This is a genomic window from Bradyrhizobium sp. 21 (assembly GCF_023073335.1).
Lineage (GTDB): Bacteria > Pseudomonadota > Alphaproteobacteria > Rhizobiales > Xanthobacteraceae > Bradyrhizobium.
In genome coordinates, this window is sequence record NZ_JADPJG010000031.1 from 233,416 (window position 1) to 256,405 (window position 22,990).

21 protein-coding genes are annotated in these 22,990 nt (G+C 64.1%); 8 read left to right on the forward strand and 13 right to left on the reverse strand.

The window, feature by feature from the left end; translation table 11 throughout:
* Positions 1-38: 38 nt before the first annotated feature.
* Positions 39-923 (reverse strand): class I SAM-dependent methyltransferase, encoded by an 885-nt coding sequence (locus IVB31_RS25080; RefSeq protein ID WP_247329039.1) that lies wholly within the window; start codon positions 921-923, stop codon positions 39-41.
* Between the two features lie 452 nt (positions 924-1,375).
* On the opposite strand from IVB31_RS25080, the gene IVB31_RS25085 reads away from it, so the two are divergent.
* Genes IVB31_RS25085 through IVB31_RS25095 form a run of 3 tightly spaced genes read left to right on the forward strand, consistent with a single transcriptional unit; the run spans position 1,376 to position 4,279 of the window.
* Positions 1,376-2,116 (forward strand): hypothetical protein, encoded by a 741-nt coding sequence (locus tag IVB31_RS25085; RefSeq protein ID WP_247329041.1) that lies wholly within the window; start codon positions 1,376-1,378, stop codon positions 2,114-2,116.
* Positions 2,117-2,175: 59 nt separating this feature from the next.
* Complete coding sequence (locus IVB31_RS25090) at positions 2,176-3,051, forward strand: hypothetical protein (protein ID WP_247329043.1); 876 nt, start codon at positions 2,176-2,178, stop codon at positions 3,049-3,051.
* 13 nt (positions 3,052-3,064) lie between these two features.
* Positions 3,065-4,279 carry a hypothetical protein gene (locus IVB31_RS25095; protein WP_247329047.1) on the forward strand — a complete coding sequence of 405 codons (1,215 nt, stop codon included), beginning with the start codon at positions 3,065-3,067 and terminating at the stop codon, positions 4,277-4,279.
* A gap of 71 nt (positions 4,280-4,350) precedes the next feature.
* Here IVB31_RS25095 and IVB31_RS25100 read toward each other — a convergent pair whose 3' ends face one another.
* Positions 4,351-5,289, reverse strand: coding sequence for a glycosyltransferase family 2 protein (locus IVB31_RS25100; RefSeq protein ID WP_247329050.1), 939 nt, complete (start codon positions 5,287-5,289; stop codon positions 4,351-4,353).
* A gap of 236 nt (positions 5,290-5,525) precedes the next feature.
* On the opposite strand from IVB31_RS25100, the gene rfbF reads away from it, so the two are divergent.
* The 4 genes from rfbF (at position 5,526) to IVB31_RS25120 (ending at position 9,646) form a co-directional block, all read left to right on the forward strand.
* Positions 5,526-6,296, forward strand: coding sequence for a glucose-1-phosphate cytidylyltransferase (rfbF, locus tag IVB31_RS25105; RefSeq protein ID WP_247329053.1), 771 nt, complete (start codon positions 5,526-5,528; stop codon positions 6,294-6,296).
* On the forward strand, positions 6,293-7,378 hold the full coding sequence (gene rfbG / locus IVB31_RS25110) for a CDP-glucose 4,6-dehydratase (RefSeq protein ID WP_247329055.1): 1,086 nt from the start codon (positions 6,293-6,295) through the stop codon (positions 7,376-7,378). Before rfbF ends, rfbG begins: the two co-directional genes overlap by 4 nt.
* Before the next feature lie 80 nt (positions 7,379-7,458).
* Positions 7,459-8,700: a class I SAM-dependent methyltransferase gene (locus IVB31_RS25115; RefSeq protein ID WP_247329057.1), complete on the forward strand. Its 1,242-nt coding sequence runs from the start codon at positions 7,459-7,461 to the stop codon at positions 8,698-8,700.
* Positions 8,693-9,646: a Gfo/Idh/MocA family oxidoreductase gene (locus tag IVB31_RS25120; RefSeq protein WP_247329059.1), complete on the forward strand. Its 954-nt coding sequence runs from the start codon at positions 8,693-8,695 to the stop codon at positions 9,644-9,646. The genes IVB31_RS25115 and IVB31_RS25120 overlap by 8 nt, the downstream gene beginning before the upstream one ends.
* Before the next feature lie 10 nt (positions 9,647-9,656).
* Here IVB31_RS25120 and IVB31_RS25125 read toward each other — a convergent pair whose 3' ends face one another.
* The 8 genes from IVB31_RS25125 to IVB31_RS25160 form a co-directional block, all read right to left on the reverse strand.
* The gene (locus IVB31_RS25125; RefSeq protein ID WP_247329061.1) at positions 9,657-10,496 is read right to left on the reverse strand and encodes an SDR family oxidoreductase; all 840 of its coding nucleotides are present in this window, start codon (positions 10,494-10,496) and stop codon (positions 9,657-9,659) included.
* A 13-nt stretch (positions 10,497-10,509) separates the two neighbouring features.
* Complete coding sequence (locus IVB31_RS25130; protein ID WP_247329063.1) at positions 10,510-11,271, reverse strand: SDR family NAD(P)-dependent oxidoreductase; 762 nt, start codon at positions 11,269-11,271, stop codon at positions 10,510-10,512.
* On the reverse strand, positions 11,268-12,116 hold the full coding sequence (locus tag IVB31_RS25135; RefSeq protein ID WP_247329066.1) for a TIM barrel protein: 849 nt from the start codon (positions 12,114-12,116) through the stop codon (positions 11,268-11,270). Before IVB31_RS25135 ends, IVB31_RS25130 begins: the two co-directional genes overlap by 4 nt.
* Entirely contained in the window at positions 12,113-12,877 is a 765-nt protein-coding gene (locus IVB31_RS25140) for an SDR family oxidoreductase (protein WP_247329069.1), read from the reverse strand. The genes IVB31_RS25135 and IVB31_RS25140 overlap by 4 nt, the downstream gene beginning before the upstream one ends.
* A complete protein-coding gene (locus IVB31_RS25145) occupies positions 12,870-13,559 on the reverse strand; it encodes an acylneuraminate cytidylyltransferase family protein (protein ID WP_247329072.1) in 690 nt (229 codons plus the stop codon). Before IVB31_RS25145 ends, IVB31_RS25140 begins: the two co-directional genes overlap by 8 nt.
* On the reverse strand, positions 13,559-15,478 hold the full coding sequence (locus tag IVB31_RS25150; protein WP_247329075.1) for an N-acetylneuraminate synthase family protein: 1,920 nt from the start codon (positions 15,476-15,478) through the stop codon (positions 13,559-13,561). The genes IVB31_RS25145 and IVB31_RS25150 overlap by 1 nt, the downstream gene beginning before the upstream one ends.
* Before the next feature lie 21 nt (positions 15,479-15,499).
* On the reverse strand, positions 15,500-16,876 hold the full coding sequence (locus IVB31_RS25155; protein ID WP_247329079.1) for a CBS domain-containing protein: 1,377 nt from the start codon (positions 16,874-16,876) through the stop codon (positions 15,500-15,502).
* A 242-nt stretch (positions 16,877-17,118) separates the two neighbouring features.
* Positions 17,119-18,342, reverse strand: a complete 1,224-nt coding sequence (locus IVB31_RS25160; protein ID WP_247329083.1) for an AMP-binding protein — start codon at positions 18,340-18,342, stop codon at positions 17,119-17,121.
* 86 nt (positions 18,343-18,428) lie between these two features.
* Between IVB31_RS25160 and IVB31_RS25165 the strand changes: the two genes are divergently transcribed.
* Entirely contained in the window at positions 18,429-19,580 is a 1,152-nt protein-coding gene (locus IVB31_RS25165) for an AGE family epimerase/isomerase (RefSeq protein WP_247329088.1), read from the forward strand.
* Between the two features lie 3 nt (positions 19,581-19,583).
* Here IVB31_RS25165 and IVB31_RS25170 read toward each other — a convergent pair whose 3' ends face one another.
* The 3 genes from IVB31_RS25170 to IVB31_RS25180 all read right to left on the reverse strand — a co-directional run bounded on the left by IVB31_RS25170 (position 19,584) and on the right by IVB31_RS25180 (position 22,989).
* Positions 19,584-20,423: an ABC transporter ATP-binding protein gene (locus tag IVB31_RS25170; RefSeq protein ID WP_247329090.1), complete on the reverse strand. Its 840-nt coding sequence runs from the start codon at positions 20,421-20,423 to the stop codon at positions 19,584-19,586.
* 163 nt (positions 20,424-20,586) lie between these two features.
* Positions 20,587-21,870 (reverse strand): ABC transporter substrate-binding protein, encoded by a 1,284-nt coding sequence (locus IVB31_RS25175; protein WP_247329092.1) that lies wholly within the window; start codon positions 21,868-21,870, stop codon positions 20,587-20,589.
* A gap of 45 nt (positions 21,871-21,915) precedes the next feature.
* Positions 21,916-22,989, reverse strand: coding sequence for a branched-chain amino acid ABC transporter permease (locus tag IVB31_RS25180; protein ID WP_247329095.1), 1,074 nt, complete (start codon positions 22,987-22,989; stop codon positions 21,916-21,918).
* Position 22,990: the final 1 nt, after the last annotated feature.

Below are 22,990 nucleotides of genomic sequence, written 5' to 3' on the forward strand. Positions count from 1 at the left end.
TGGTGGGAACCGGCCAAATCGCCCGGGATCGGCTATCTTCAGTTGCCTCCCGACAGGTCGGCCGGGCGGCCGACGATCAGGGAACCTAGCGTAAACAGGTCTTCTTCGGAGAAGCCCCTGAAGCATGGTGCCAGTCGTTGCAGGATGTCTTGCTCCGGTGGCCGGCGGTCAGGTTGATCGCAGAGCAGCTCAAACCCGGCCTCTTGAAAGAGCTGCAAATATTCGCTGTGTCGCAAGCGATTGACGTATTGGAAGCGTGACTGGAAAGGCGCCCAATCCTCCTCGGAATATGTCAGGAAATTGAACGAGCTGATGGACGGATCGAAGCCCTTGAAGTGGTCGCCGTAGTCGATTTGCATGAGCACCAGTCCGTCAGGACGCATGATGCGTCGCAGCTCCTTCAGGATTGCCGCGATGTCGTGCTTGGGAATGTGCTCGAGCGTTTCGACGGAGACCGCGCAGTCGATCGAACCGGCCGGCAGGCCCGTCGTTCGGGCATCGGCCGGTGCGCGATACTCGATCCTCCACGAACGTTCGAGGTCCTCCATGGAGTTTATGTCGGGCTGGTCGGTGCCGCTGGCTCGCGAAATGATGGCTGCGTTGGAGCGGACCAACTCCAGCTTGGCAAGGCGCTCGATGTCCACGGTGACGAAGCGACGGGCCCCATGCGCGCTGAAGGCCAGCGGAACGATCAGATCGCGCCCGGTACCGAACTCGAAGCAAGTCGAATCCCGCAGCGGACGGAAGCTGTACTTCTGGTGAACGCCCAGCAGCCGCTGCGCAAGGGTATAGATTGATCTGACCTGCTTCTCGGGTCGCGGCAGTCGTCGTGTGACATAGCGCTGCAGTGCGTAGTGGATGTCTTCGCCCAAGGGAATGTTCGACAGAACCGAGAACGCCCGCGCTTTGGTTTGCCAGCGCACGTCAGCGATTCCTCGGCGAAACGGACGTCGCGTTTGGAGCAATGCTGACGAGCGGTCCTTGAAGCACGGTGTAGGTCCAGGATAGGCTGATGTTCCGGCTGTTCAGGCGGATACCTAGTGACGTAGCCAGTTTCGGTCATAAGGGAGCCGCACGGGCAATGCAAGGATTCCCAGGCGGGCACCATCGCGCGAGCATCGGGCCGAGAGCAGGGTGTCATCATGACCGGTCGCTACGCGACAGGTGCTCCAGGCTTGACAACCGTGCTCGTGGCGAACCGCGTTTCGCAACCGCCTGTGGCAGCGCCGTTCCCGGTTGATTCCCCTGTTCGCTGAGCGTAAACAGAGCCTCAAATTGCATCGACGTTTTAGCATGCGGGCAAGAACATTGCGTATGACTGGTAGAATGCCGCCGGCCGGTTCGGATCCCATGCCCTCCCGCCAAGTTTCGCCGCATGTCCGGTGAATTGCAGATCGACGATGCAGTGGCAAGGGGCTATCCGCCTGCTGTGCTCTACCTGCGTAACGACGAGATCGTCACGACGGAAGTCTGCGCATTCAACTACTTCTCGGTTTTCATGAAGGATAATCCGGAGGCGGACGCCCATATCTGGTTCTTCGACGGGGCGGGCAGGCCGGCGGGCTACTTCCACAGGGAACTCGGTGTCAACGGGCAATTGCAGTTGCAGACGTCGGAGCTGTGCCCGCGCGTTTCGGGGACGGTGGCGATGTCGCTGATCCCGAAGCAGGAGACGAAGCTGCGTCCAGGCCGAAAAGTAACGACCGGATACTATGCGCAGTATTTTTCGCAGCACGGAGCGATCACCTTGTCGCACGAGCGCGAGCCCGTATCCGCGGTCTCCTTTCCGACCACCGCGTGGGTGCAGACCTACCTGACGCGCTTCCTCGAAGAATCCGGCGTCGTCCTCGTGAATTCGTGCATGGCCGCCAATGGCTCATCGGTAGGCACCGCGCGGCTTCTGGCAGTGGATGGGCGCGCCTTGGGAGAGCTGGCTTTGCCCGAAATTCCGCCGATGGGCGCTGTCAGCATTGCCACGACGACGTTGTTCCCGGATGCCAAGCGCCTGATCGGCCAGGCCGAAAGCTTTGCGCTGGAATTCAAGGGAACTAACATCGCAAGCCCGTTCAGCTACTATGAGTTTGCCAACGGCAAGTTCAGTTTGCATCATTTTTAGGGGCCGCGGCCGTGCCACGTTTTTCGTCCAGTCCTTGGAAGCCCTACGAGCCGAGATTCATGTTCCCGACCTTTGCGGGTGTCGAGTCGCGCATGGGCTTCTCGATTCCGGTCTGGTACCGTCCGGTAGACCGCAAATACCTTCGCAGTCTCGTTGCAGGAAGCCTGCGCAAGAATTTCCGCGAAGTGCTCAAGGATCTCCTGCCCGAACTCGGCAGCCTGATTGCGTCCGGCGTGAGCAAGAAGCTGCGGTTCAAGCTCCATATTCTGTCCCGCGACGGAGACTATCGCACGACGTATGAATTTCCCGACAGCTTTGCGCCGGGGGCATCCGTCGAGATCGAATTGTCGGATCTTTTCGAGAGGCTGAAACTGCCGCAGGACGACTATCTGGTCATCATCGTGATGTCGCGCGGGCGCATGGACGGCTATCGATCTTCGCCCGGAAGCTATTCGATGACCTATGTCGATCAGGACAACGTCGCAATCTACCGTACTGGCGCGTTCGCCCGGCCGCTGAACGAGGGCAGGCTCAAGGCGCATGTCGGATTCACCGGGATCAACCCGAAGATCATTGCGACCAAGGACATCGTCAGCAGCCTGATGCTGATCAATCATTCCTCGGATCCCGAATATGCCTATACGGCGCGGCCCGTATTGAAGCTGATCCGCGGGGACGGCGAGCAGCTCACCGGCGACTTCGGCGAGATTCCGCCGCTGGGTGCGCGCGAGGTGTCAGTCGTGGACGTGTTCGGCAACGCCGTGTTCGACTTCCTCAAGCCGTTCGGCGGACGGGGAACGACGGTCACCACCTGCACCGGGATGACGTTGGCGAGCCTGCATTTGCAGCGCACGAACGACAACCGGCGGACGCTGTTGGGCATCGAGCACTCGCGCCCTGCGCACATGAACCTCTCCGGCATCCTCCAGCATTAATCGGATATATCAGTTGTCACAACGTGAGCTCCAGACGTCGCCGCTTGGCCGCCTGTTCAATCGTTTCGTCACGTTCGATCCCGACATGACGACGCCGTCGCTCAGGCTCATTCTGGGGTTCTGGATCATCACCAACATCCTGGTGGTGGTGTGGTGGCGTCTCGAGATTTCCGACAGGTGGCTCCCCGGCGCCTGGCGCTATCTCGGCATCGCGATTTACGTCCTCGTTGCCCTCGCGCCGCTGGCGCTTATCTTCCTGATCCGGCAGAGCTTCTTCAATCCGGTCGTGCTGGGCTTGCTCGTCTGCTGCTGTCTCGCGATGTCGATCACCGGGCACGAGGCCAATCTGCTGCGCGAACAGATGCAGTTCAGCCTCGATCACGAGCGCGAGGTCGCTCACATGGATCTGGTCGAGGGCGTCATCCGGCCCCTGATCTCGAAGATCGTGGAGGTCTACGTTCAGGTCCTAGGTGACGATCATTTGCGGGGATCGACGGTCCGGACCCATATCGCGATCAACTACATGTTTGGTTCGTTGTCGTTCCTCGCAGTGTTCTCGCTCGGGACCCTGCTGCTGTCGCGGACCTCGGCGTGGATCTGCCTCTTACTATTTGCCTTCTACACGCAGATCGCGATCTTTCCGGGGCGCATGGGCGCGGTGTTCATCGCAGGCGGGGTGTTCTGGCAGTTGTTTCTGATCGTGTCCCGGCGCTATCCGGCGGCGATCATCTCGGGGCTGATCATCTGTTTCGCGCGCACCGACGTCGTGTTCGCATCCGCCTTCACTCTGTTGAGCCTGGCGGCGTTCGAGCGGCGTTGGCCCAGCGTGAAGGAGTGGGGAGTGTTCGCCGCCCTGGTGGGCATGTCCGTGCTAATTCCCAAATTGCTGATCTGGGCGCATCCGCAGGCGGATTTCAGATCATTCCTCATCACACACGGCGATTACTACTCCAAACTCGTCGGCAATCTTCTCACGATGAAGCTTGCGGTGGCCATTGCCAGTCCCGTCCTCGCAATCGCGATCGTGCGGACGTTTGCGGTGACCCGGACGATTGCCGTCGTCGTTCCGGCCGCGCTCGTTCATGTCGGGATCGTCTTTGTGATTGCCGACTTTTCCGAGACGCGCCTGATCGTGCCTGCGATGGGTGCGCTTGCCTTCGTGGCGAGCGAAGCGCTGGGAAAGCTGCTAGAAACGGGCGACTCCCAGCGCGGGGAGATGTCCGCGTAGGACGCCTCTTCAGGTCACGGCTACTCCGTGCGGCTCGGCCGATCGCTGATCGACCGAGCCCGGAGACAGGATCAAAAATTGACTCGTTCGCGTTCGACGACGATCGGCCGCCGCCGGACCTGGTTGAAGATCGCGACGATGTACTCGCCGAGCACGCCGAGGAAGAAGAGCTGCACGCCGCCGAAGAAGAACAGGCCGATGACGATCGTGGGAATGCCCCGCGGGCCGATGTCGAAGCCCGCGATCTTGAGCAGGAACACGATGAACGCGTAGGCGAAGCTCAGCGACGAGATGATCAGCCCGAAGAAGAATGCCGAGCGCAGGGGTACGGTGGAAAAGCTGATGGCGCCAAGCAGCCCCTGGTCGATCAGGCTCGATAGCCGGTTGCGGGATATGCCGTGCTTTCGCGCGAGCCAGGTGTAGGGCACGCCGATCGAGCGGAAGCCGCATTCGAACGGCATCATCCGCATGAAGGGCTGGACGTCCTCGAACTGCTTCATGGCGTCGAGCACCTTGCGGTCGACCAGCTGGTAGTCGCCGACGTCGGCAGGATAGTCGACATAGGACATGCGGCTGATCATCTTGTAGTACAGGTGCCGCGCAGTGCGGCTCAGGAACGGCTCCTCGCGCCGTGCCCGGATGCCAAACACGATCTCGTAGCCGTCCTCCCAATGCTTGACGAAGGTCGGAATCAGCGCCGGCGGGTCCTGCAAATCGGCCGGCATGAACAGCACCGTGGCGTCGCCGGTCGAGGCCAGCACGCCGTTGTAGGTGTTCCTGAGCACGCCGAAATTCCGGGAGTTCACGATGACCTTGACCGAGGGGTCCTGGGCCGCGATTTCCTTCAGGATCTCCACGGTCCGGTCGGTCGAGGCGTTGTCGCAGAAGATGTGCTCGCGCTCGTAGCCCGGAAGCTCCCGATCGAAGATGTCCTTGATCGCTGCGTAGCACTCACGGATCCCCGCCTCCTCGTTGTAGCAGGGGGTCACAAGGCTGATCTTCTTCGGCATCACTCCTCCAGGCGTCCATCGAAAGAGATCGGTCACCCGCGGCTCGGAATCAGGCGGATGGCAGCCGCTCGAGGCGGGTTGGCGCGCCGGTGGTGGGGTTGCCATCTTTCAATCGTTTCTTTAGCAGGTAAGCCGACAACTTCAACCGCTCCCAGGATGGGGGCACGGGCCAGATATTGTTGACAAGATTGGCCTATTCGTTCTGATGTGACGTTTTCTGCTGGACGGGTATGAGCATGAAGGCCGTGATTCTGGCGGGCGGATTCGGGACACGCATCACCGAAGAGAGCCACGTCAAGCCGAAACCCATGATCGAGATCGGCGGCAAGCCGATCCTGTGGCACATCATGAAGATATTCTCGTCGCACGGCATCGACGAGTTCGTCGTCTGTTGCGGCTACAAATCCTACGTCATCAAGGAGTATTTCGCGAACTATTTCCTGCACATGGCGGACGTGACATTCGACCTCGCCAACAATTCGATGGAAGTGCACAACAAGTTCGCCGAGCACTGGAAGGTGACGCTGGTCGATACCGGCCTCAACACCATGACGGGCGGACGGCTCAGGCGCGTCAGGGACTACGTGGGCAACGACACGTTCTGCATGACCTATGGCGACGGCCTCGCAGACGTCGATATCGGCGCGTTGCGCGATTTTCATCGCGCCCACGGCCGGTATGCGACGGTTACCGCGATCCAGCCACCGGCGCGGTTTGGTGCGCTCGACATCGGCGACGACGTGGTCCGGCATTTCGAGGAGAAACCGCGGGGCGATGGCCGCTGGATCAACGGCGGCTTCTTCGTGCTGGAGCCCGCGATCTTCGACTATCTCGGCGACGACGCCACCATCTGGGAGCAGGAGCCGCTCAAGCGCCTGTCGCAGGACGGGCAGCTTGCGGCCTACCGTCATGGTGGCTTCTGGGAAGCGATGGACACGCTGCGGGACAAAGTGCACCTCGAACAGCTCTGGGACAGCGGGCAGGCGCCCTGGAAGAGCTGGCCATGAACGCCGGCTTCTGGGCGGGCAAGCGCGTTCTCGTCACCGGGCATACCGGTTTCAAGGGCGGCTGGCTGGTCGCGTGGCTGCGCCATCTCGGCGCCGAGGTCGCGGGCCTCGCGTTGCCGCCCGCGACGACACCGAACCTGTTCGATCTGGCACAGACCGAGCGGGACATCGTGTCGGTCTTCGCCGACATCCGCGACCCCGCTGCCGTCAAGGCGGCGTTCGACCGGTTCCAGCCGGAGATCGTCTTCCACATGGCGGCGCAGGCGATCGTGCGCGCGTCCTATGAGGACCCGGTCGGCACCTACGCCACCAACGTGATGGGCACTGTGCATGTGTTCGAGGCGGTCCGGAATTCGGGCGTGCGCGTGCTGGTCAACATCACCAGCGACAAATGCTACGACAACAAGGAATGGGTGTGGGGGTACCGTGAAACCGATCCGCTCGGCGGCAAGGATCCGTATTCCAACAGTAAGGCCTGCGCCGAACTGGTGACACAGGCTTACCGGTCGTCATTCTTCAGTGGAACCAACGGTATCGGATTTGCCAGCGCCCGGGCCGGCAACGTGATCGGCGGCGGCGACTGGGCGCAGGACCGTCTGATCCCTGACGTGATCGCTGCGATCCGCAGCCGGCAGCCGGTGCCGGTCAGGAATCCCGAGGCCGTGCGGCCATGGCAGCACGTGCTCGAGCCGCTCTCGGGCTATCTACTGCTCGCCGAGCACCTGTGGCAGGACCCGGCTGCGTTCTCCAGCGAATGGAATTTTGGTCCCGATGCCGACAGCGTGCGCACCGTGCGCTGGCTGGTCGACCGCCTAGCCGTGCTCTGGGGTGTTCCACCGCAGCAGATGCCGCAGCCGGGACAGCATCCGCATGAGGCGCAACTGCTGTCGCTGGACAGCTCCAAGGCGCGGGCACATCTGGGGTGGGCGCCGCGCTGGGGCCTCGATCGTGCCGCGTCCGCAGTGGTGGAATGGTACAAGGCGTTCGAGCAGGGCGCCGCGATCAGGCCGGTGATGGTTGACCAGATCGACGCTTTCATGAAAACCAAGCGGGATCAGAGCATGATCCGGAAAAGTGTGTAGCGGTTTTCCGAAAAGGTCATGCTCTAACGATAGGCTTTTTTTCTCTCGGCCTGTTCGGGCCGCAAACTGGATCCAATCTGATGGCCACCACGTCGACGCGACCGCTCACCGAGATCAAGAGCTGCGAGGTTTGCGGCAGCGACAAGCTCGTGCCGGTGCTCGATCTCGGCCTGCATCCGCTGTGCGACGATCTGGTGACGGTCGGCGATTCGCGACAATGCCGCGAATATCCGATTCTGATCGACTTCTGTCCGACCTGCGCCACCGGCCATCAGCGTTTCCAGGTCCCGAAGGAGGATCTGTTTCCCGGAGACTATCACTACCGCTCGCGCTTCACCGCCGACGTGTTGTCCGGGATGAAGAGCCTCGTGGCAACCTGCGCGGAGCGGATGGGGCCCTTGACCGGGAAGATCGCGCTCGACATCGGCTGCAATGACGGCAGCCTGCTCGACTTCTTTCGCGAGGCCGGCGCCAGAACCGCCGGCATCGAGCCGACCGGCGCGGCGCAGGACGCTGCCGCAAAAGGCCATTTCGTGGTGCAGAACTATCTGAGCACCGAGACTGCGGCCGAGATTTGCCGCGGCGTCGGCGCGCCCGACATCATCACCTTCACCAACGTGTTCGCGCATATCGAGGATCTGAACGGCGTGCTCGCGGCGCTGAAGGTGCTGCTCGGGCCCGACACGGTGATCGTGATCGAGAATCATTATCTCGGTGCGGTGCTGGACCGGCATCAGTTCGATACTTTCTATCACGAACATCCGCGCACCTATTCTTACAAGTCGTTCAGCTTTATCGCGAAGTCGCTCGGCCTCGACATCGTCAACGTCGAATTTCCCGCGCGCTATGGCGGCAACATCCGCGTCATCCTCGGGCGCGCGGCGAAGAACGACGCCGTCGCGGCCGATGTCGTTGCCCGCGAGAACAATTTCCAGACCGAGTTTGCCCAACTTGCGCGCGACGTCGAGCTCTGGAAGGCCCGCAAGGGCGAAGAGCTGAAGAAGATCATCGCGGCCCACGGACCCATTCGTGCCAAGGCGTTTCCCGGCCGTGCCGCCATCCTGGTCAAGCTGCTCGGCCTGACGGAGAAAGAGATCGTCGCGGTTCACGAAAAGCCGGGCTCGATCAAGATCGGACATTACGTGCCGGGCACCCGCATTCCGATCGTGTCGGACGACGACTTGTTGGCGCATGGCGACCAGAGCAAGCCGCTGCTCAATCTCGCCTGGCACATCTCGCGCGAGATCCGTCAGTATCTCCAGGACAACGGCTACAAGGGCCCGGTGATCGACGTGCTCGGCGCCGGCGACTTCCATGCCTGAGGCACCCGTCTTCACGATCCTCGGATCGGGTTTCGGGATGTACGGATATCTGCCCGCGCTGATCGAGTGCGGGATCAAGGTGGCGCTGCCAGAGCGCTACCGTGCGGTGGTTGGCGGCCGGAGCGAGCTGGCCAAATATCTGCCCGAGGTGACCTGGTGCGCCGACAGGGACGAGGCGCTGGCGCGGGCAACCGGCGCGGTGGTGGCGCTTCGTCCTGCCGATCAGGCCGACTGGATGGCGCGGCTGGTGGAGACGCCTGGCATTCGCGACCTCATCCTGGAGAAGCCAGTCGCGCCCACACCGCAGCTCGCGGCGCAGCTCGTCGAGGCGTTTGAGCGCACCGGCAAGCGCTATCGCGTCGGCTACACCTTCCGTTTCCTGCCATGGGCGGAGCCGCTGCGCGCCATCCTCGCCGAGGGCGTCGACGGGCTGTCGCTGGACTGGAGCTTCATGGCGCATCACTATCGCGCCGATCTCGACAACTGGAAGCGGTTCGATGCCAGCGGCGGGGGCGCGCTCCGCTTCTACGGCATTCACCTGATCGCGCTGCTAGCGGAGCTCGGCTACGACGACGTCTCGTCGTCGGCGGTCGCGGGCCCCTCGGATGCCGAGACGGCGTCCTGGGAGGCCGTGTTCACCGCAAAAGCCCTGCCGCCGTTCGCGCTGCGCGTCGACAGCCGCGCGACGCAAACCTGCTTCAGGCTCACGGCAGACGGACGCGGCGGTCCTGTCATCGTGGACCAGCTCGATCCGTTCGCATCTGTGAACCAAGTCTCGGTGAACGCCCGCGATGCCAGGGGCACCCGCGATTCCAGAGTGGATGTGCTCGCGCGTTTGTGCCGATCGCTCGACGAGGATGACGCCGATCATGCGTCGCGTCAGCGCGCCATTGTTGCGTTGTGGACGCGGATCGAGGCGGTGTCGCGACGGGTATCTGCGACCTGAGTTGCGCGCGCTACCACACGCTCCGGCCGCCATCCATGACCAGATTCTGTCCCGTCATGTAGCTGGAGGCGTCCGAGCAGAGAAACTGCACCGCCGCCCGGTATTCCTCGACATCTGCCATGCGGCCCATCGGGATCAGGCGCGTCAGTCGTTCGACGAAGGCGGGGTCCTGGTTGTTGAAGACGCCGCCGGGCGAGATCGCGTTGACGCGCACGCCGTGATCGGCCCAGTAGGTCGCCAGATATTTCGTCAGCCCGATCAAGCCGTGCTTGATCACCGAGTAGGTCACGGGTTTCACCGGTTGTTCTTCTTCGCGCGTCACCTGCGGCTGGCGGTAGAGCCGCTGGTCCGGCGCGATCACGCCGAGGTCGGAGGCGATGTTGAGGATCACGCCGCGCCTGCGTTTGGCCATCTCGCCGCCGAACACCTGCGCGCACAGCATCGCGCCGGTCAGGCCGACGGCGATCTCGGTCTGCCATTGCGGCACCGGGAATGCCTCGAAGCGCGAGGAGTGCATGACGCCCGGGCTCGACGTCACCTTCGGATCAATGGCGGCGTTGTTGACGAGGATGTCGACGGTAATGCCGCGGCCTGCAAGCTGCTCGTTCGCGGCGCGTACTGAGTCGAGCGAGGTGACGTCGATTGCAAGCGCGATCAGATCGGCTGAAGCCGCGACCTGCTTCAGCGCCGCGATGGCGGCTTCGGCCTGCGTTAGACCGACATCGGTGACGACCACGCGCGCTCCGGCTTCGGCGAGCGCTGCAACGTGCTGCTTGCCCAACAGGCCGCCGGCGCCGGTCACGAGCGCGGTCCGTCCGGTCAGGTCGTAGCGGGAGGAGGGGTTTGCCATCGAAGGCTCCTGTTCAGCTTCTGAGCTGGCCGCCGTCGGCCACCATCACGCTGCCGGTGATGAAGGCGGCGCGGGGCGAAGCAAGGAAGGCGACCACATCGGCGATCTCCTCGGGGGTGCCGAGCCGGCGGAGGGCCACCTCGCGCTGGAGCATGTCGTCGACCGCCTGCTTGTTGTCGGCGATCTTGCGCGCCCAGGTGCCGTCCGGGCTCAAGATGTTCCCGGGGGCGACCGCATTGATGCGGATGCCCTCCAGCGCCAGCGGGCGCGCCAGACCGCGCACGGTCGCATTCAGCGCCGCTTTGGCGGCGTAGTAGGTGACGGGCGCGCCGAGTGCGGCCATGCCTGCGATCGAGGAGATGCAGACGATGGCCCGCTCGCCGCTGCCGCGCGCCATCAGCGGCCGGGCGGCTTCGATCATGTTGGTGGTGGCGAAGAGATTGAGGTCCATTACCCGCGACCACTCTGCCGCGGTTTCCTTCCCCGGTGGGACGGACGCGCCGCTGCCGACGTTGCAGACGAGGATGTCGAGCCGGCCCCACTGCTTTTCGACGTCCTGAACAAGACTCGCCGCAGCGACGGGATCGGTGACGTCGGCCACGTGAATCGAGCTGCGACCGCCGACGGCCGCCCGCGCGGTGTTCAGCGCATCGGCGCCGCGCGCCGCGAGCGCGACCTTGGCGCCTTCGGCCGCGAGCGTCGTCGCGATCGCAAGCCCGATCCCGCGGCTGGCGCCGGTGACGAGAGCGACGCGATCGTTCAGCTCGAGCTTCATCGCACGGCGTCCTCGACCCAGCGAACCGTCATGTCGCGGTATTTCGCCAGCGCGCCGGCGTGGTCGCCGTCGGCGGCGCGGGCGGTTTGCAGGATGTATTGGCCCTTGTAGCCGGATCGCTCGATCAGCCGGATCGTCTTGGCAAGGTCCGCGTTGCCGGTGCCGAGCGGCACGGTGGTTCCGCCGCGGATGCGGTCCTTCACGTGCACATTGAGGATTCGCGGTGCGTAGGCACCGATCTCCTCGTCGCTTTCATAACCGAGCGAAGCACTGTTACCGCTGTCGTAGTTGACGCCGAAGACGTCCGCCGGAAATGCTTCCATGAACCGGGCGAGCTCGCGCGGCGGCAGATCGGATTCGAAGACGATCTTTATGTTTCGCGTTGCAAGCGATTCGTGGCGGGCCAGCAGCACGCGCTTCAACGTATCGCTCTCGCTCTCGCGCTCGATCTTGCCGTTGTCGACCAGCGGGATCACGACGAATTCGATGCCGATGCGGCTACAGGCGGCGATCAGGAGATCGAGATCGGCGACGAGCGCGTCGCGCTCGACGGCATCAACCTTCCAGAACGGCGCCTGCATGAAGCAGTCGCCGGTCAGGCTCGGGATCCGCACGCCGTTCTCGCGCGACAGCGCCAGAATGCCCCTCTGGCCCGGCTCGGTCGTAAGCGGGTTCTCGCGCAGCCGTTCCTGATCGATGGTCCATTCCATCCGCGTCAGGCCGAGCGCCTTCGCACGCGGGAATTCCTCGCGCCATTCATTCCATGGGAATGCCTGGATCCTGCCGTCGACGAGAGCCGACAGCCTGCCTTGCATGAAGCCGATGCGTTGCAGCGTTGTGGTCACGATTTGCTATCCGAACTGATGGCGAGGCCCTTGGCGGTCCAGCCGCCGTCGACGAACAGCTCTTGGCCGGTCATATAGGCGGAGGCTTCCGACGCCAGGAAGACGGCGGCGCCCACCATGTCGGCGGGCTGTCCCCAACGGCCGAGCATGGTGTGGCGGCGCCTCTCCTCATGCATGACAGGATCGGCAAAACTCTTTGCGGTCATCTCGGTCGCGACATAGCCGGGCGCGAGCGCGTTGACGCGGATGCCGTCGGGCGCATAGTCGGCGGCGAGTGCACGCGTCAGCCCGGCAAGACCGGCCTTCGCCGCCACATAACCGGGATTGCCGGGAAAGCCGCGGAGCGAATTGATGCTGGTGACGTTGATGATCGCAGCCGAGCCTGCGTTCTTCAGTAGCGGATGGGCGGCAAGGATGGTGGCGTAGACGCCGGTGAGATCGGTGGCGACCGTGGCCCGGAAGCGCGCGAGCTCGCTCCCGGCGCTTTGAGCCGGCAGGCTGATGCCGGCGGCGTTGACCAGCGCGTCGATGCGTTCGCCTTGTGCGGCCACGGTGCGGAATGCGCTCTCGATGGCCTCGTCGTCGGAGAGATCGCAGGCAATCGCGATCACGCCCTCGGGCGCGGTCCCGGAACGGCTGAGGCCGAACACCGTGGCACCGGCATCTTGCAGGCCGGCTGCAATCGCAGCGCCAATGCCGCGCGAGGCGCCGGTCACGACCGCGATCTTTCCGGCGAGAGAGAAGGCGCTGAGGTCAGGCATAGCCGTAACTACGCATGATGGCGGCGCAGAGCTTGACGTCTTCGGGGCGATCGATCTGGAACATCTTGTGACGATCCATCACGTGAAAGCCGATCTTACCGCCGAGACGATTGTTCTGCTCGCGCAGGAGTGAAGGGATCAGGACGTAGAACGAGCCGTTCTCCAGGTAGCGGGTCTCGATCTGCTGGCGCATGCGGCGGTTGCGATAATCGTAGTTGATCGGCTCTGGTCCGCTCGCGCCGATACGCCAGTTGAAATAATCCTCGACCTCGCAAACCGAGAGCAGGCTGTCGAGATGCTCGCGGTCGAAGGTCGCAAGCGCGTTCTCGATGTCGCTGGACTCGCGGATCGGCGAGGTGGCCTGGAGCGCGACGACCCGCTCGAACCGTCCCATCCGCCCGTCGGTCGCATTCAGCGCGTGCAGCCAGGCGGATTCGGACGAGGCGAGGTCACCCGAAATGTCTTCGGGGCGCCGCACGCCGATGGCGCCGGCGGCTTCGGCCGCCGCGAGGATGTCGTCGCTGTCGGAAGAGACCGCCACCACGTCGACGCCGCGCGCCGCGCGTGCCTGCTCCACCGTCCATGCGATCAGCGGCTTGCCGCAGAGATCGAGCAGGTTCTTGTGCGGAATGCCCTTGGAGCCGCCGCGCGCGGCGATCACGGCCAGCGTCTTGGGTGCCATCAGATATGCCCCTCGAGACGCTCGAGCGCGATCCAGAAGCCTTCGCCCATGTTCTTGTGGCCCTGCCAGATTTCGGGGATGAAGGACGCGGTCGGCGCGTGCTGGCGCAGCACCCGCCCGATCTCGTCGAAATCGATCTCGCCTTCGCCAACCTGGAGCCCTTCGCCGTCGAGCCCCTTGGCGTCGCCGAAATGCAGATGCGCGGTGTGCGGCCCGAGCTGCGCCAGGCCATGTGCGAAGTCGAAGCCGAAATGGTTGGCGGCGAGCTTGGTGTGGGAAATGTCGACGCACATCCGCAGATCGTGCTTGGCGCAAAACGCGGCCGACTCTTCCGGGAAGATGAAAATATTCTGGTGGCGCTGGCCGCCGAAATGCCAGGGGAACGGTGCCATGGTCTGCGGCGTCAGCTCGACGCCGTCCATGTCGAGCTCCTTCAGGCTCTGGGCGAAGATACGGTAGCGCTCGACCTTCTCCTCCGGCGGCAATGGCTCGTCCATGGTGAAACCGCCGATATTGGCGACGATGGGCGGACGCTTGGTGTTGGGGAAGAATTTCTTCAGGCCGCGGGTGATGTCGATCACGGCCTGGGTCTGCTCCAGCGAGTATCGCCGCAGCGCCTCGTCGGGGGTTGCGAGGTCCATCAGCTTGGAACCGGCAAACAGCTCCGGCGCATGCACGACGAAGCCGAGATCATAGGTGCCGGAGAGATACGCCGCGGGATCGCGCTCCATGTCGCTGTAGCTGAGATGGAACTCAAGGATGTCAGGCTCGCAGATCTCCAGGAAGCGTTCGGTGTCGTGATAGCGCACCGGCACGCCCCAGGGCCGATCGAAGCGGTAGCGCCGCGCTTTCGCGGTACCATCGTCGAGGTCGCTCTGGAAGAAATAGTCGTCGGTCGCCATCGCCCGCGTCAGCTTGCGCCCGAGCAGCGCCGGCATCTTCAGCGGCGACAGGCCTTGTCCCGGGCTTTTTACGGCGACGTCGCTGTCGGAGATCACGGTGCCGGCCGGAAGGTCGCGCGCGGCCACCAGGCTCTTGGCGAGGTTTTCGCGGTTGATCAGCTCACCTTGGCTCAGCGCGCGCTCGGCCAGTTTCTCGCCGCGCGCCGCCTCCACCTCGCGGATGCCCGAGACCAGCGTCCTGAATTCCTCCGGCTCCAGGCTCGCGGCATGGTCCGGACCTTCCATCTCGCGGTCGAGCGTGATGTGGCGTTCGATGACGACGGCGCCGAGCGCCACCGCGGCCGTCGAAACGGCAACACCGCGCTCGTGGCCCGAATAACCGACGACCGGATGGATCTCGCGCAGCGTTTCCATGAAACGCAGATGGATGTTGTGGAGCGCGGCCGGATAGGTGCTCTGGCAGTGCAGCAGCACGTAGCTCGCTTCGCGGTCGTCGAGGAATTTCGCCGCGGTCTTGATCTCGTCCGTCGTGCTCATGCCGGTCGAGACGATCAGCGTCTTGGCGGTGGCGGCAAGGCACGCAAGCAGCGGCAGGTTGGTGAGGTCGGCGGAGGCGACCTTGTAGGCCTGCACGCCGAACCCTTCGAGCACGGCGACGCTCTTTGCGTCCCAGGGCGTGCAGAGATACTCGATACCCTTCGTTGCGCAGTATTCGGCGATCTTCTTCTGCTGCGCGGTCGGGAGCTCGAAGCGGCGCAGCAGATCGAGCGTGTATTCGACGGCGAGGTCGTCGTCCTTCCCGGACAGGCTCGAAGCACGATAGACCTCGTCGAGCTTGCGCATCTGGAACTTGGCGCAATCGGCACCGGCCGCGACCGCGGCATCGACCAGCGCAATGGCGCGATCGAAGTCGCCATTGTGGTTGTTGCCGATCTCGGCGATGACGTAGCAGGGTTCGCCATCGCCCAGTAGACGGTTGCCGATGCGGACCGGGGCAGGCTGTTTGGGCGATGTCATCAACATTCTCGTCTCATATCGTCAGGCGAAACGCGCGGGAAAGCGCGACTTCCACGTCCGCAGCCCGTTCTCTTCGAACATGATGCGCGAACAGCTGTGCCCCTGTTGTTCCAATGCGGCAATGAGCTGGTAGCGCTCGAACGGACGCACGAAGAACATGAAGTAGCCGCCGCCGCCGGCGCCCAGCAGCTTGCCACCGACCGCGCCGTGCTGTTTGGCGAAATCGTAGATCGCGTCGATTGCGTCGGACGAGATCTTCGAGCTTAGCTTCCGCTTGGCGTGCCAGGCGTCGTCGATCAGCCGGCCGCATTCCAGTAACTGGCCGCGCAGCAGATGCCGCCGGATGTCGCGCGTCACTTCCTTCTGCTTGGCGGCGGCGGCGACGGCGTCGCTGGTCTCGTGCTGGGCCTTCTGGTCGCGGTGGATGGTGCCGGAATCGCGGCCCGAGCCGGCGTAGCAGAGCACCAGGCTCTCCTCGAGCTCGGCGATGATGTTGGGATCGAGACGAAGCGGCACGATCGTGTTCTGGTCGGAGAAGAACTCCATGTGATTGAAGCCGCCGAATACGGTGGCGTACTGATCCTGCCAGCCGCCGGGAATGTTGAGCATCAGCCGCTCGGCCTGGAACGCCATCTCGGCAACCTCGTGACGGTCCCACTGGTCGCCGCGGAATTCGTTGAAGCAGCCGATGATGGCGGACGAGACCACTGCCGAGCCGCCCAGTCCGGAGCCGACCGGGAAGTCGGCGGACACTTCGAGCTCGAATCCGTAGGTCGGCTTGATCAGGCGTACCACCGACTTGATCAGTGCGAGATCTCCGCCCGTGCCAAGTTCCGCGAGATCGTCCGCCTCGATCGTGGAGCGGAAATCATGCGAGTAGATCCGGATGCTGGGATCGCTCCGGCGCCGCAGCGTCGCGTGAGCGTACATCTTGATCGTGGCGTTGATGACGGCGCCGCCGTCATTTGCCACGAAATAATGCGTCAGGTCGGTGCCGCCGCCCGAGAAGCTGATCCGCACCGGCGAGCGCGCGCGCGCGAACACTTCGCTCTCTTCCGACAGGTTGAACAGCTCGCGGCTGAACACGTCGACCAGCCGTCCCTCGCCATCGAGGATCGGCACCACGTGCACGCGCTGATCGAGCAGCTTGAGAATCTGCTCGCGCGGCCCGCCGGCTCTCGCCCAGACGAAGTTGCGATTGATGCAGGCGTCAACCCGGTCCTGAATCGTGGTGCCGGTCAGCATGCGCCTGCGGATGTCGCCGTCGGTCACCGCGCCGACGATTCGTCCGGTCGCGTCCTGCGCGAACAGGATACCGAGCATGTTCGCATTCAGGCGCCGGAAGGCTTCCTCAATGGTCTCGGTCTCGGCGATGGTGACGAGGGATCGTTCAAGCACGTTTTAGGGTCCAGAAAGGGCCATTTCGGGCCATATCGCGGCAAGGTTGGTAATACGGGAGCGACAGGGACGATGCAAGGTTCCTGCGCCCGGGGCATCGCGCCTCGGCCCTGATCAACACCGGCATCAACATCAACGAGCAGCCCGCCGTGAACGCGCTGCTGGAGGCGTTGTAGACCTATTACTGCTGGGGTCCGACCGTGCACATCTCTGCAATCGCAGGCTGTCGAGGGCGGCTGAACTTACCGCTCGTCCGCGATCACCTTGCCGTCGTTCGGCAGCGCGCCGGGCTGCACCAATTCAACGTCGCCTCCGAGTTTCGTCACCGCGCGCAAGGTGCCGGCAATCTCCTCGCGCAATGCATCGTTCGCGGCAGCCGTCTCCGCTTTCAGCGTCATTGTATCGGCCTCGCCCCGGCGCGTGACGACGAGGCGCAGTCTTCCAAGCGCGGAATGACGCTTGCCGATCTCGGCAACCTGCTCGGGGCGGACGAACATGCCCTTGACCTTGGTGGTCTGGTCCGCGCGCCCCATCCAGCCCTTGATGCGCATGTTGGTGCGGCCGCAGGGGCTGGTGCCCGGCAGCGCCGCGGTGAGGTCGCCGAGCGCGAGCCGGATCCAGGGATGGTGCGGGTCGAGCGAGGTCACGACGATCTCGCCGACATCGCCCGGTGCCACGGGCTCGCCGGTGCCGGGCTTGACGATCTCCATGATCAGATCCTCGTTGACGACCATGCCCTCGTGCGCCCCGGTCTCGAAGGCGATGATGCCGAGATCGGCGGTGCCGAAGGCCTGGTGGGCATCGATGCCGCGGGACTTGATCTCCGCCTGGAGCGAGGGCGGGAATGCCGCGCCCGAGACCAGCGCGCGCTTGATTGAGGAGACGTCGCGGCCCGAGCTTGCGGCAGCATCGAGCAATATCTTCAGGAAGTCCGGCGTGCCGCTGTAGCCGACGGGACGATAGGCCTCGATCAGCTCGAATTGCTGCTCGGTGTTCCCAGGACCTGCGGGGATAACGGCGCAGCCGAGCGCGCGCGCCGACGCATCGAAGATGAAGCCGCCGGGGGTGAGATGGTAGCTGAAGGTGTTGAGCACGATGTCATCGGGCCGGAACCCGGCCGCGAACAGCGCCCGCGCGCCGCGCCAAGGGTCGGCCTGTCGCCCCTCCGGCTCGAAAATCGGCCCTGGGGACGTAAAGAGGCGGGCGAACGAGCCGGGCGCAGCGGCGACGAAGCCGCCGAAGGGCATGGAGGCCTTGTGCAGGGCCGGCAGTTCCGACTTGCGCAGCACCGGCAGGCCGGCGAGGGCTGCCCTGGAGGTCACGGCGGCCGGATCGACGCCTTTCAGCCGGTCGGCATAGGTGGGCGCGGTCATCGCACTGCGCAGCACGCCGGGCAGGCGAGAGAACAGATCGGCCTCGCGCGCGGCTTGCTCGCGCGTCTCGAGGGCGTCGTAATGGGCGGTCATGGCTGATCTTTCCGGGTTGGCGTCCGTTGCGTGCCGCCGCCGGCATGGCTATCAGACGGCCATTGGCGAGGTTTGAAGAGGACGCGATGGCGGACGAAGGACTCATTGCGACGGACGAGGCAGCGGATGTCGTCCCGCGCCTGAAGCGCCGCATGATCGACGAGGCGCTGCCGTTGTGGTCGACGGTCGGCTGGGACCATGGCGCGGGTGGTTTCATCGATCGGCTGCGCCGTGACGGCATGGCGGATGTGGCCGCGCCGCGGCGCGTGTTCGTGCAGGCCCGCCAGATCTATTGCTATGCCAAGGCCGCGCAGATGGGCTGGTATCCTGCGGGGCGCGCCATCGCACTGAAGGGGCTGGAGCATCTGCTGGCCAAGGCGAAGGCGCCCGACGGCCGGCCCGGCTACGTGCACCGGCTGACGCCGGAGGGCACGGTGCTGGACGGCCGGCGCGATGCCTACGACCACGCTTTCATCCTGTTTGCGCTGGCGGCCGTCTATGCGCTCGACCAGGACGCGCAAATTCGCGCCGAGATCGACGCCCTGCTCGCCTTCCTCGACGGTCGTTTGCGTTCGCCGCATGGCGGCGTCCACGAAGGCCTGCCGGTTTCGCTGCCGCGCCGGCAGAACCCGCATATGCATCTGTTCGAGGCAATGATCGCCTGCTTCGACGCGACCCACGATTTGTCGTTCCAGAACCGCGCCGGCGAGTTCTTCGCGCTGTTCCTCGCCAATCTCTACGACAAGCAGACGCGCGCGCTCGGCGAATATTTCGAGGAGGACTGGTCGAAGATCGCACCGGTCAGCGTTGAGCCAGGTCACCAGGCGGAATGGGTCTGGCTGCTGAAGGGATTCGAACGTATCACGGGATGCCCGACCGGGCAGCGGCGCGCCGAACTGCTGACGACCGCGCTGCGCTATCGCGACGGGGCCACCGGCTGCCTGATCGACGAGGGCGACGATGCCGGCAACATCCGCCGCAGCACGCGCCGGCTGTGGCCTCAGACCGAGATTGCAAAGGCTTGGATCGCGCAGGCCGAATCCGGCGAGGCGGGCGCGGCGGACGAGGCGCGCATGGCGCTGGTGCGGCTCGAACGGCATTACCTCAGCCATCCCGTGAAGGGCGGCTGGTACGACCAGTTCGATCGCGACGGCAAATCGCTGATCGACACCATTCCTGCGTCGTCATTCTATCATGTTCTCTGCGCAGTCGCGGAAGCGGAGCAGGTGCTGGGCTAGAACTCAGAGCCACCTTTTGCGCCGCTTGAAACTCTTGAGGTTCTTGAAGCTCTTGCGCTGGTCGCCGGCGCCGCCGAGATAGAATTCCTTGACGTCCTCGTTGTCGCGCAATTCGTCCGCGGTGCCGTCGAGCACAACCTTGCCCTGCTCCATGATGTAGCCGTGGCTCGCGACCGACAACGCGGCGCGCGCGTTCTGCTCGACCAGCAGGATGGTAACGCCGAGGTCGCGGTTGATCTTCTGGATGATCGAGAACACCTCTTTCACCAGCAGCGGCGACAGGCCCATCGACGGCTCGTCCATCAGGATCATCTTCGGACGCGCCATCAGCGCGCGGCCGATCGCCAGCATCTGCTGCTCGCCGCCGGAGAGATAGCCGGCAAGCCCGGTGCGCTCCTTGAGGCGCGGGAAATAGTTGAAGACCATGTCGAGATCGGCATCGACCCCGCGGTCCCTGCGGGTGAAGGCGCCAAGCTTGAGGTTTTCCAGCGAGGTCATGTCGGCGACGATGCGCCGGCCCTCCATCACCTGGAAGATGCCGCGGCGCACGATCTTGTCGGGATCGATGCCGGCGATTGCGGAGCCCTCGAACAGGATCTCGCCGCGCGTGACTTCGCCGTCCTCGGTCTTGAGCAGCCCCGAGATCGCCTTCAGCGTCGTCGACTTGCCAGCGCCGTTGGCCCCTAACAGCGCCACGATCGCGCCCTTGGGCACGTCGAGGCTGAGACCGCGCAGCACCAGGATCACGTCGTCATAGACGACCTCGATGTTGCGCACGGCGAGGAGGGGAGGAGCCGGCACGACGGTAGGAGTGGGGTGAATCGCTTCGGCGGTTTGGGTCATGCTTCTTCATTCTCCGCTGCTGTCGCCCGGCTTGACCGGGCGACCCAGTATTCCAGGGGCGCTGAACGTTCCTCGATAAGCCGCGGCGTACTGGATCCCCCGCTCCAGTGCGCGATGCGCACAAGGCGGGGGATGACAGTTGTGTGTGTGGTGAAGGCCAGGCTCACCAGCCCAGCAATTCCGCCTTGCGCGGCAGCTCGACGGTCTTGACCTTCTCGAGCTTGATCGTGCCCTTGGTCATGAGGTCGTTGAGGTCGCCGTCGGTCGCGCCCGCGATCCTGGTGCGGTAGAGATCGACCTTCAGCGTGCCGCGGTGGTCCTTGTCGGTCCAGGTCGAGGGATTGCAGACGCCTTCCATACCGGCCGGCACCCAATCCTTCTTCTGGTAGAAACCCTTCACGACGTTGTCGCCGGTGGCGCCGCCGTTCTTGGCGGCCCAGTCGAGCGCTTCCTTCATGTAGAGCGCCGAGCAGACGGCCGCGATGTAGTGCACCGGGCGATAGACCTTGCCGGTGGGGTCGGACATCTTGGAGATCTCCATCACCGTCTTCATGCCGGGCGCATCGCCACCCCAACTCACCGCGGTGCGCAGCGGGAAGATCACGCCGTCGGCGGCATCTCCGGCCGTCTTGGCGGCGTTCTCGTCCATGCCCCAGACATTGCCCATGAACTGGATCTCGACGCCGGCAGTCTTGCAAGCCTTCATGACGGAGATGTTGGAAGCCGCGGTGTTGCCGAGATAGGCGTAGTTGGCGCCCGAGGATTTCAGGCTCAGGCACTGCGCGCTGTAGTCACCCGGCGCCAGCGCAAACACCAGCGGCGGCAAAACCTCGAAGCCGAGCTCCTGCGCCATGGCTTCGCCGGCGGCCTTCGGCGCGTTCGGATAGGGGTGGTTGGCGCCCATATGGACGAATTTCGGCTTGCCGGACTTGCCTTTGGCCTTCCAGTCCTCGGCGGCCCACATCAGCATCGCGCGCAGCGAGTCCGAATAGCTCGGGCCATAGAAGAAATTATAGGGCGCGGGCTTGGCCTTGCCGCTGACGCCTTCGGGATCGGTGAGGGCGGCGGCGTAGGAGCCCGAGAGATCGGGGATCTTGTCCTGCGCGAGGAAGCCGGTCAGCGCCTCGGTGTCGGCGGTGCCCCAGCCCATGATCGCTGCGACCTTGCTGTCCGGCGCCGACCACTTCTTGTACAGCGCGATCGCCTTCGGCACCTGGTAGCCGTAGTCGTTGGTGTCGACGCTGAGCTGCTTGCCGCCGACGCCGCCGTTCTTGTTGACCCACGCGAAGGTGTCGGCGACGGCCTGGCCGTAGGGCGTGCCGACGTCGGAGGTGCCGCCGGAATAATCGGCGAGATGCCCGATCGCGATCTGCGCCTGCGCGCCTGCCGAGCCTACGGCGAGCGTCAGCGCCAGCGATGCGGTGCTCAAAAGGGATTTTGTCTTCATTGGTTGCCTCCTCCTGTTTATTTGTTGGTTAGAGAGTAGCCGCGCTCAATGCGAGAACGGGTAGAGTTTCCAGTACGTCTTGATCTGCCGCCAGCGATGCGCGAGCCCGTCCGGCTCGAACATCAGGAACACGATGATGATCGCCCCGATCGCGATCTCGCGCAGGAAGGTGATATTGTTGTTGAGAGAGAGCGCCTTGTCGATCGCGCCGCCCTTCAGGTAGACGCTGAGGAGTTCCATCGACTCCGGCAGCAGCACGACGAAGGCGGTGCCCATCAGCGTGCCCATGATCGAACCGGTGCCGCCGATGATGATCATGGCGAGGAACAGGATCGAGCGCTCGATGCCGAAACCCTCCTGCGACACCACGAGCTGGTAGTGCGCATAGAGCGCGCCGGCGATGCCGGCGAAGAAGGCGGCGAGGCCGAACGACAGCGTGCGGTATTTGGTGAGGTTGATGCCCATGATCTCCGCGGAGAGGTAATGGTCGCGGATCGCCACCAGTGCGCGGCCGTCGCGCGTGCGCATCAAATTGGTGACGAGGATGTAGCTCGCGATCACATAGGCGAGCACGACATAGAAATATTGCCTGTCACCGCGGAGCGCGTAGCCGAAGATCGAGAACGGATTGGCGCTGGCCGGCACCGACCCGCCGGTGAACCACTCCGCGCGGGAGAAGAAATCGAGCAGGATGTATTGCGCCGCGAGCGTCGCGATGACGAGGTAGAGCCCCTTCAGTCGCGCCGCCGGGATGCCGAAGACAAGGCCGACCAGCGCGGTGACAACGCCCGCGAGCGGGATCGCGAAGAACACCGGGATCGGTGCGTTGTTCGAGATGTAGGCCGAGGTAAAAGCGCCGAGCAGGAAGAAAGCGGCGTGCCCGATCGAGATCTGGCCGGTGAAGCCGACCAGGATATTCAGCCCGAGGGCCGCGATCGAAAAGATGCCGATCTGGATCAGGATGCTGAGCCAGTATCCGCCAAGGACTTGCGGCACGAGGCAGAGCACCAGCACGCCGGCGATCGCAAAGTTGCGGCTGGTCGTGGTCGGAAAGATCGTGGTGTCCGCCGCATAAGAGGTGCGGAAGTCACCAGCAGGGATGAGGGCAGGGCCGGCCATG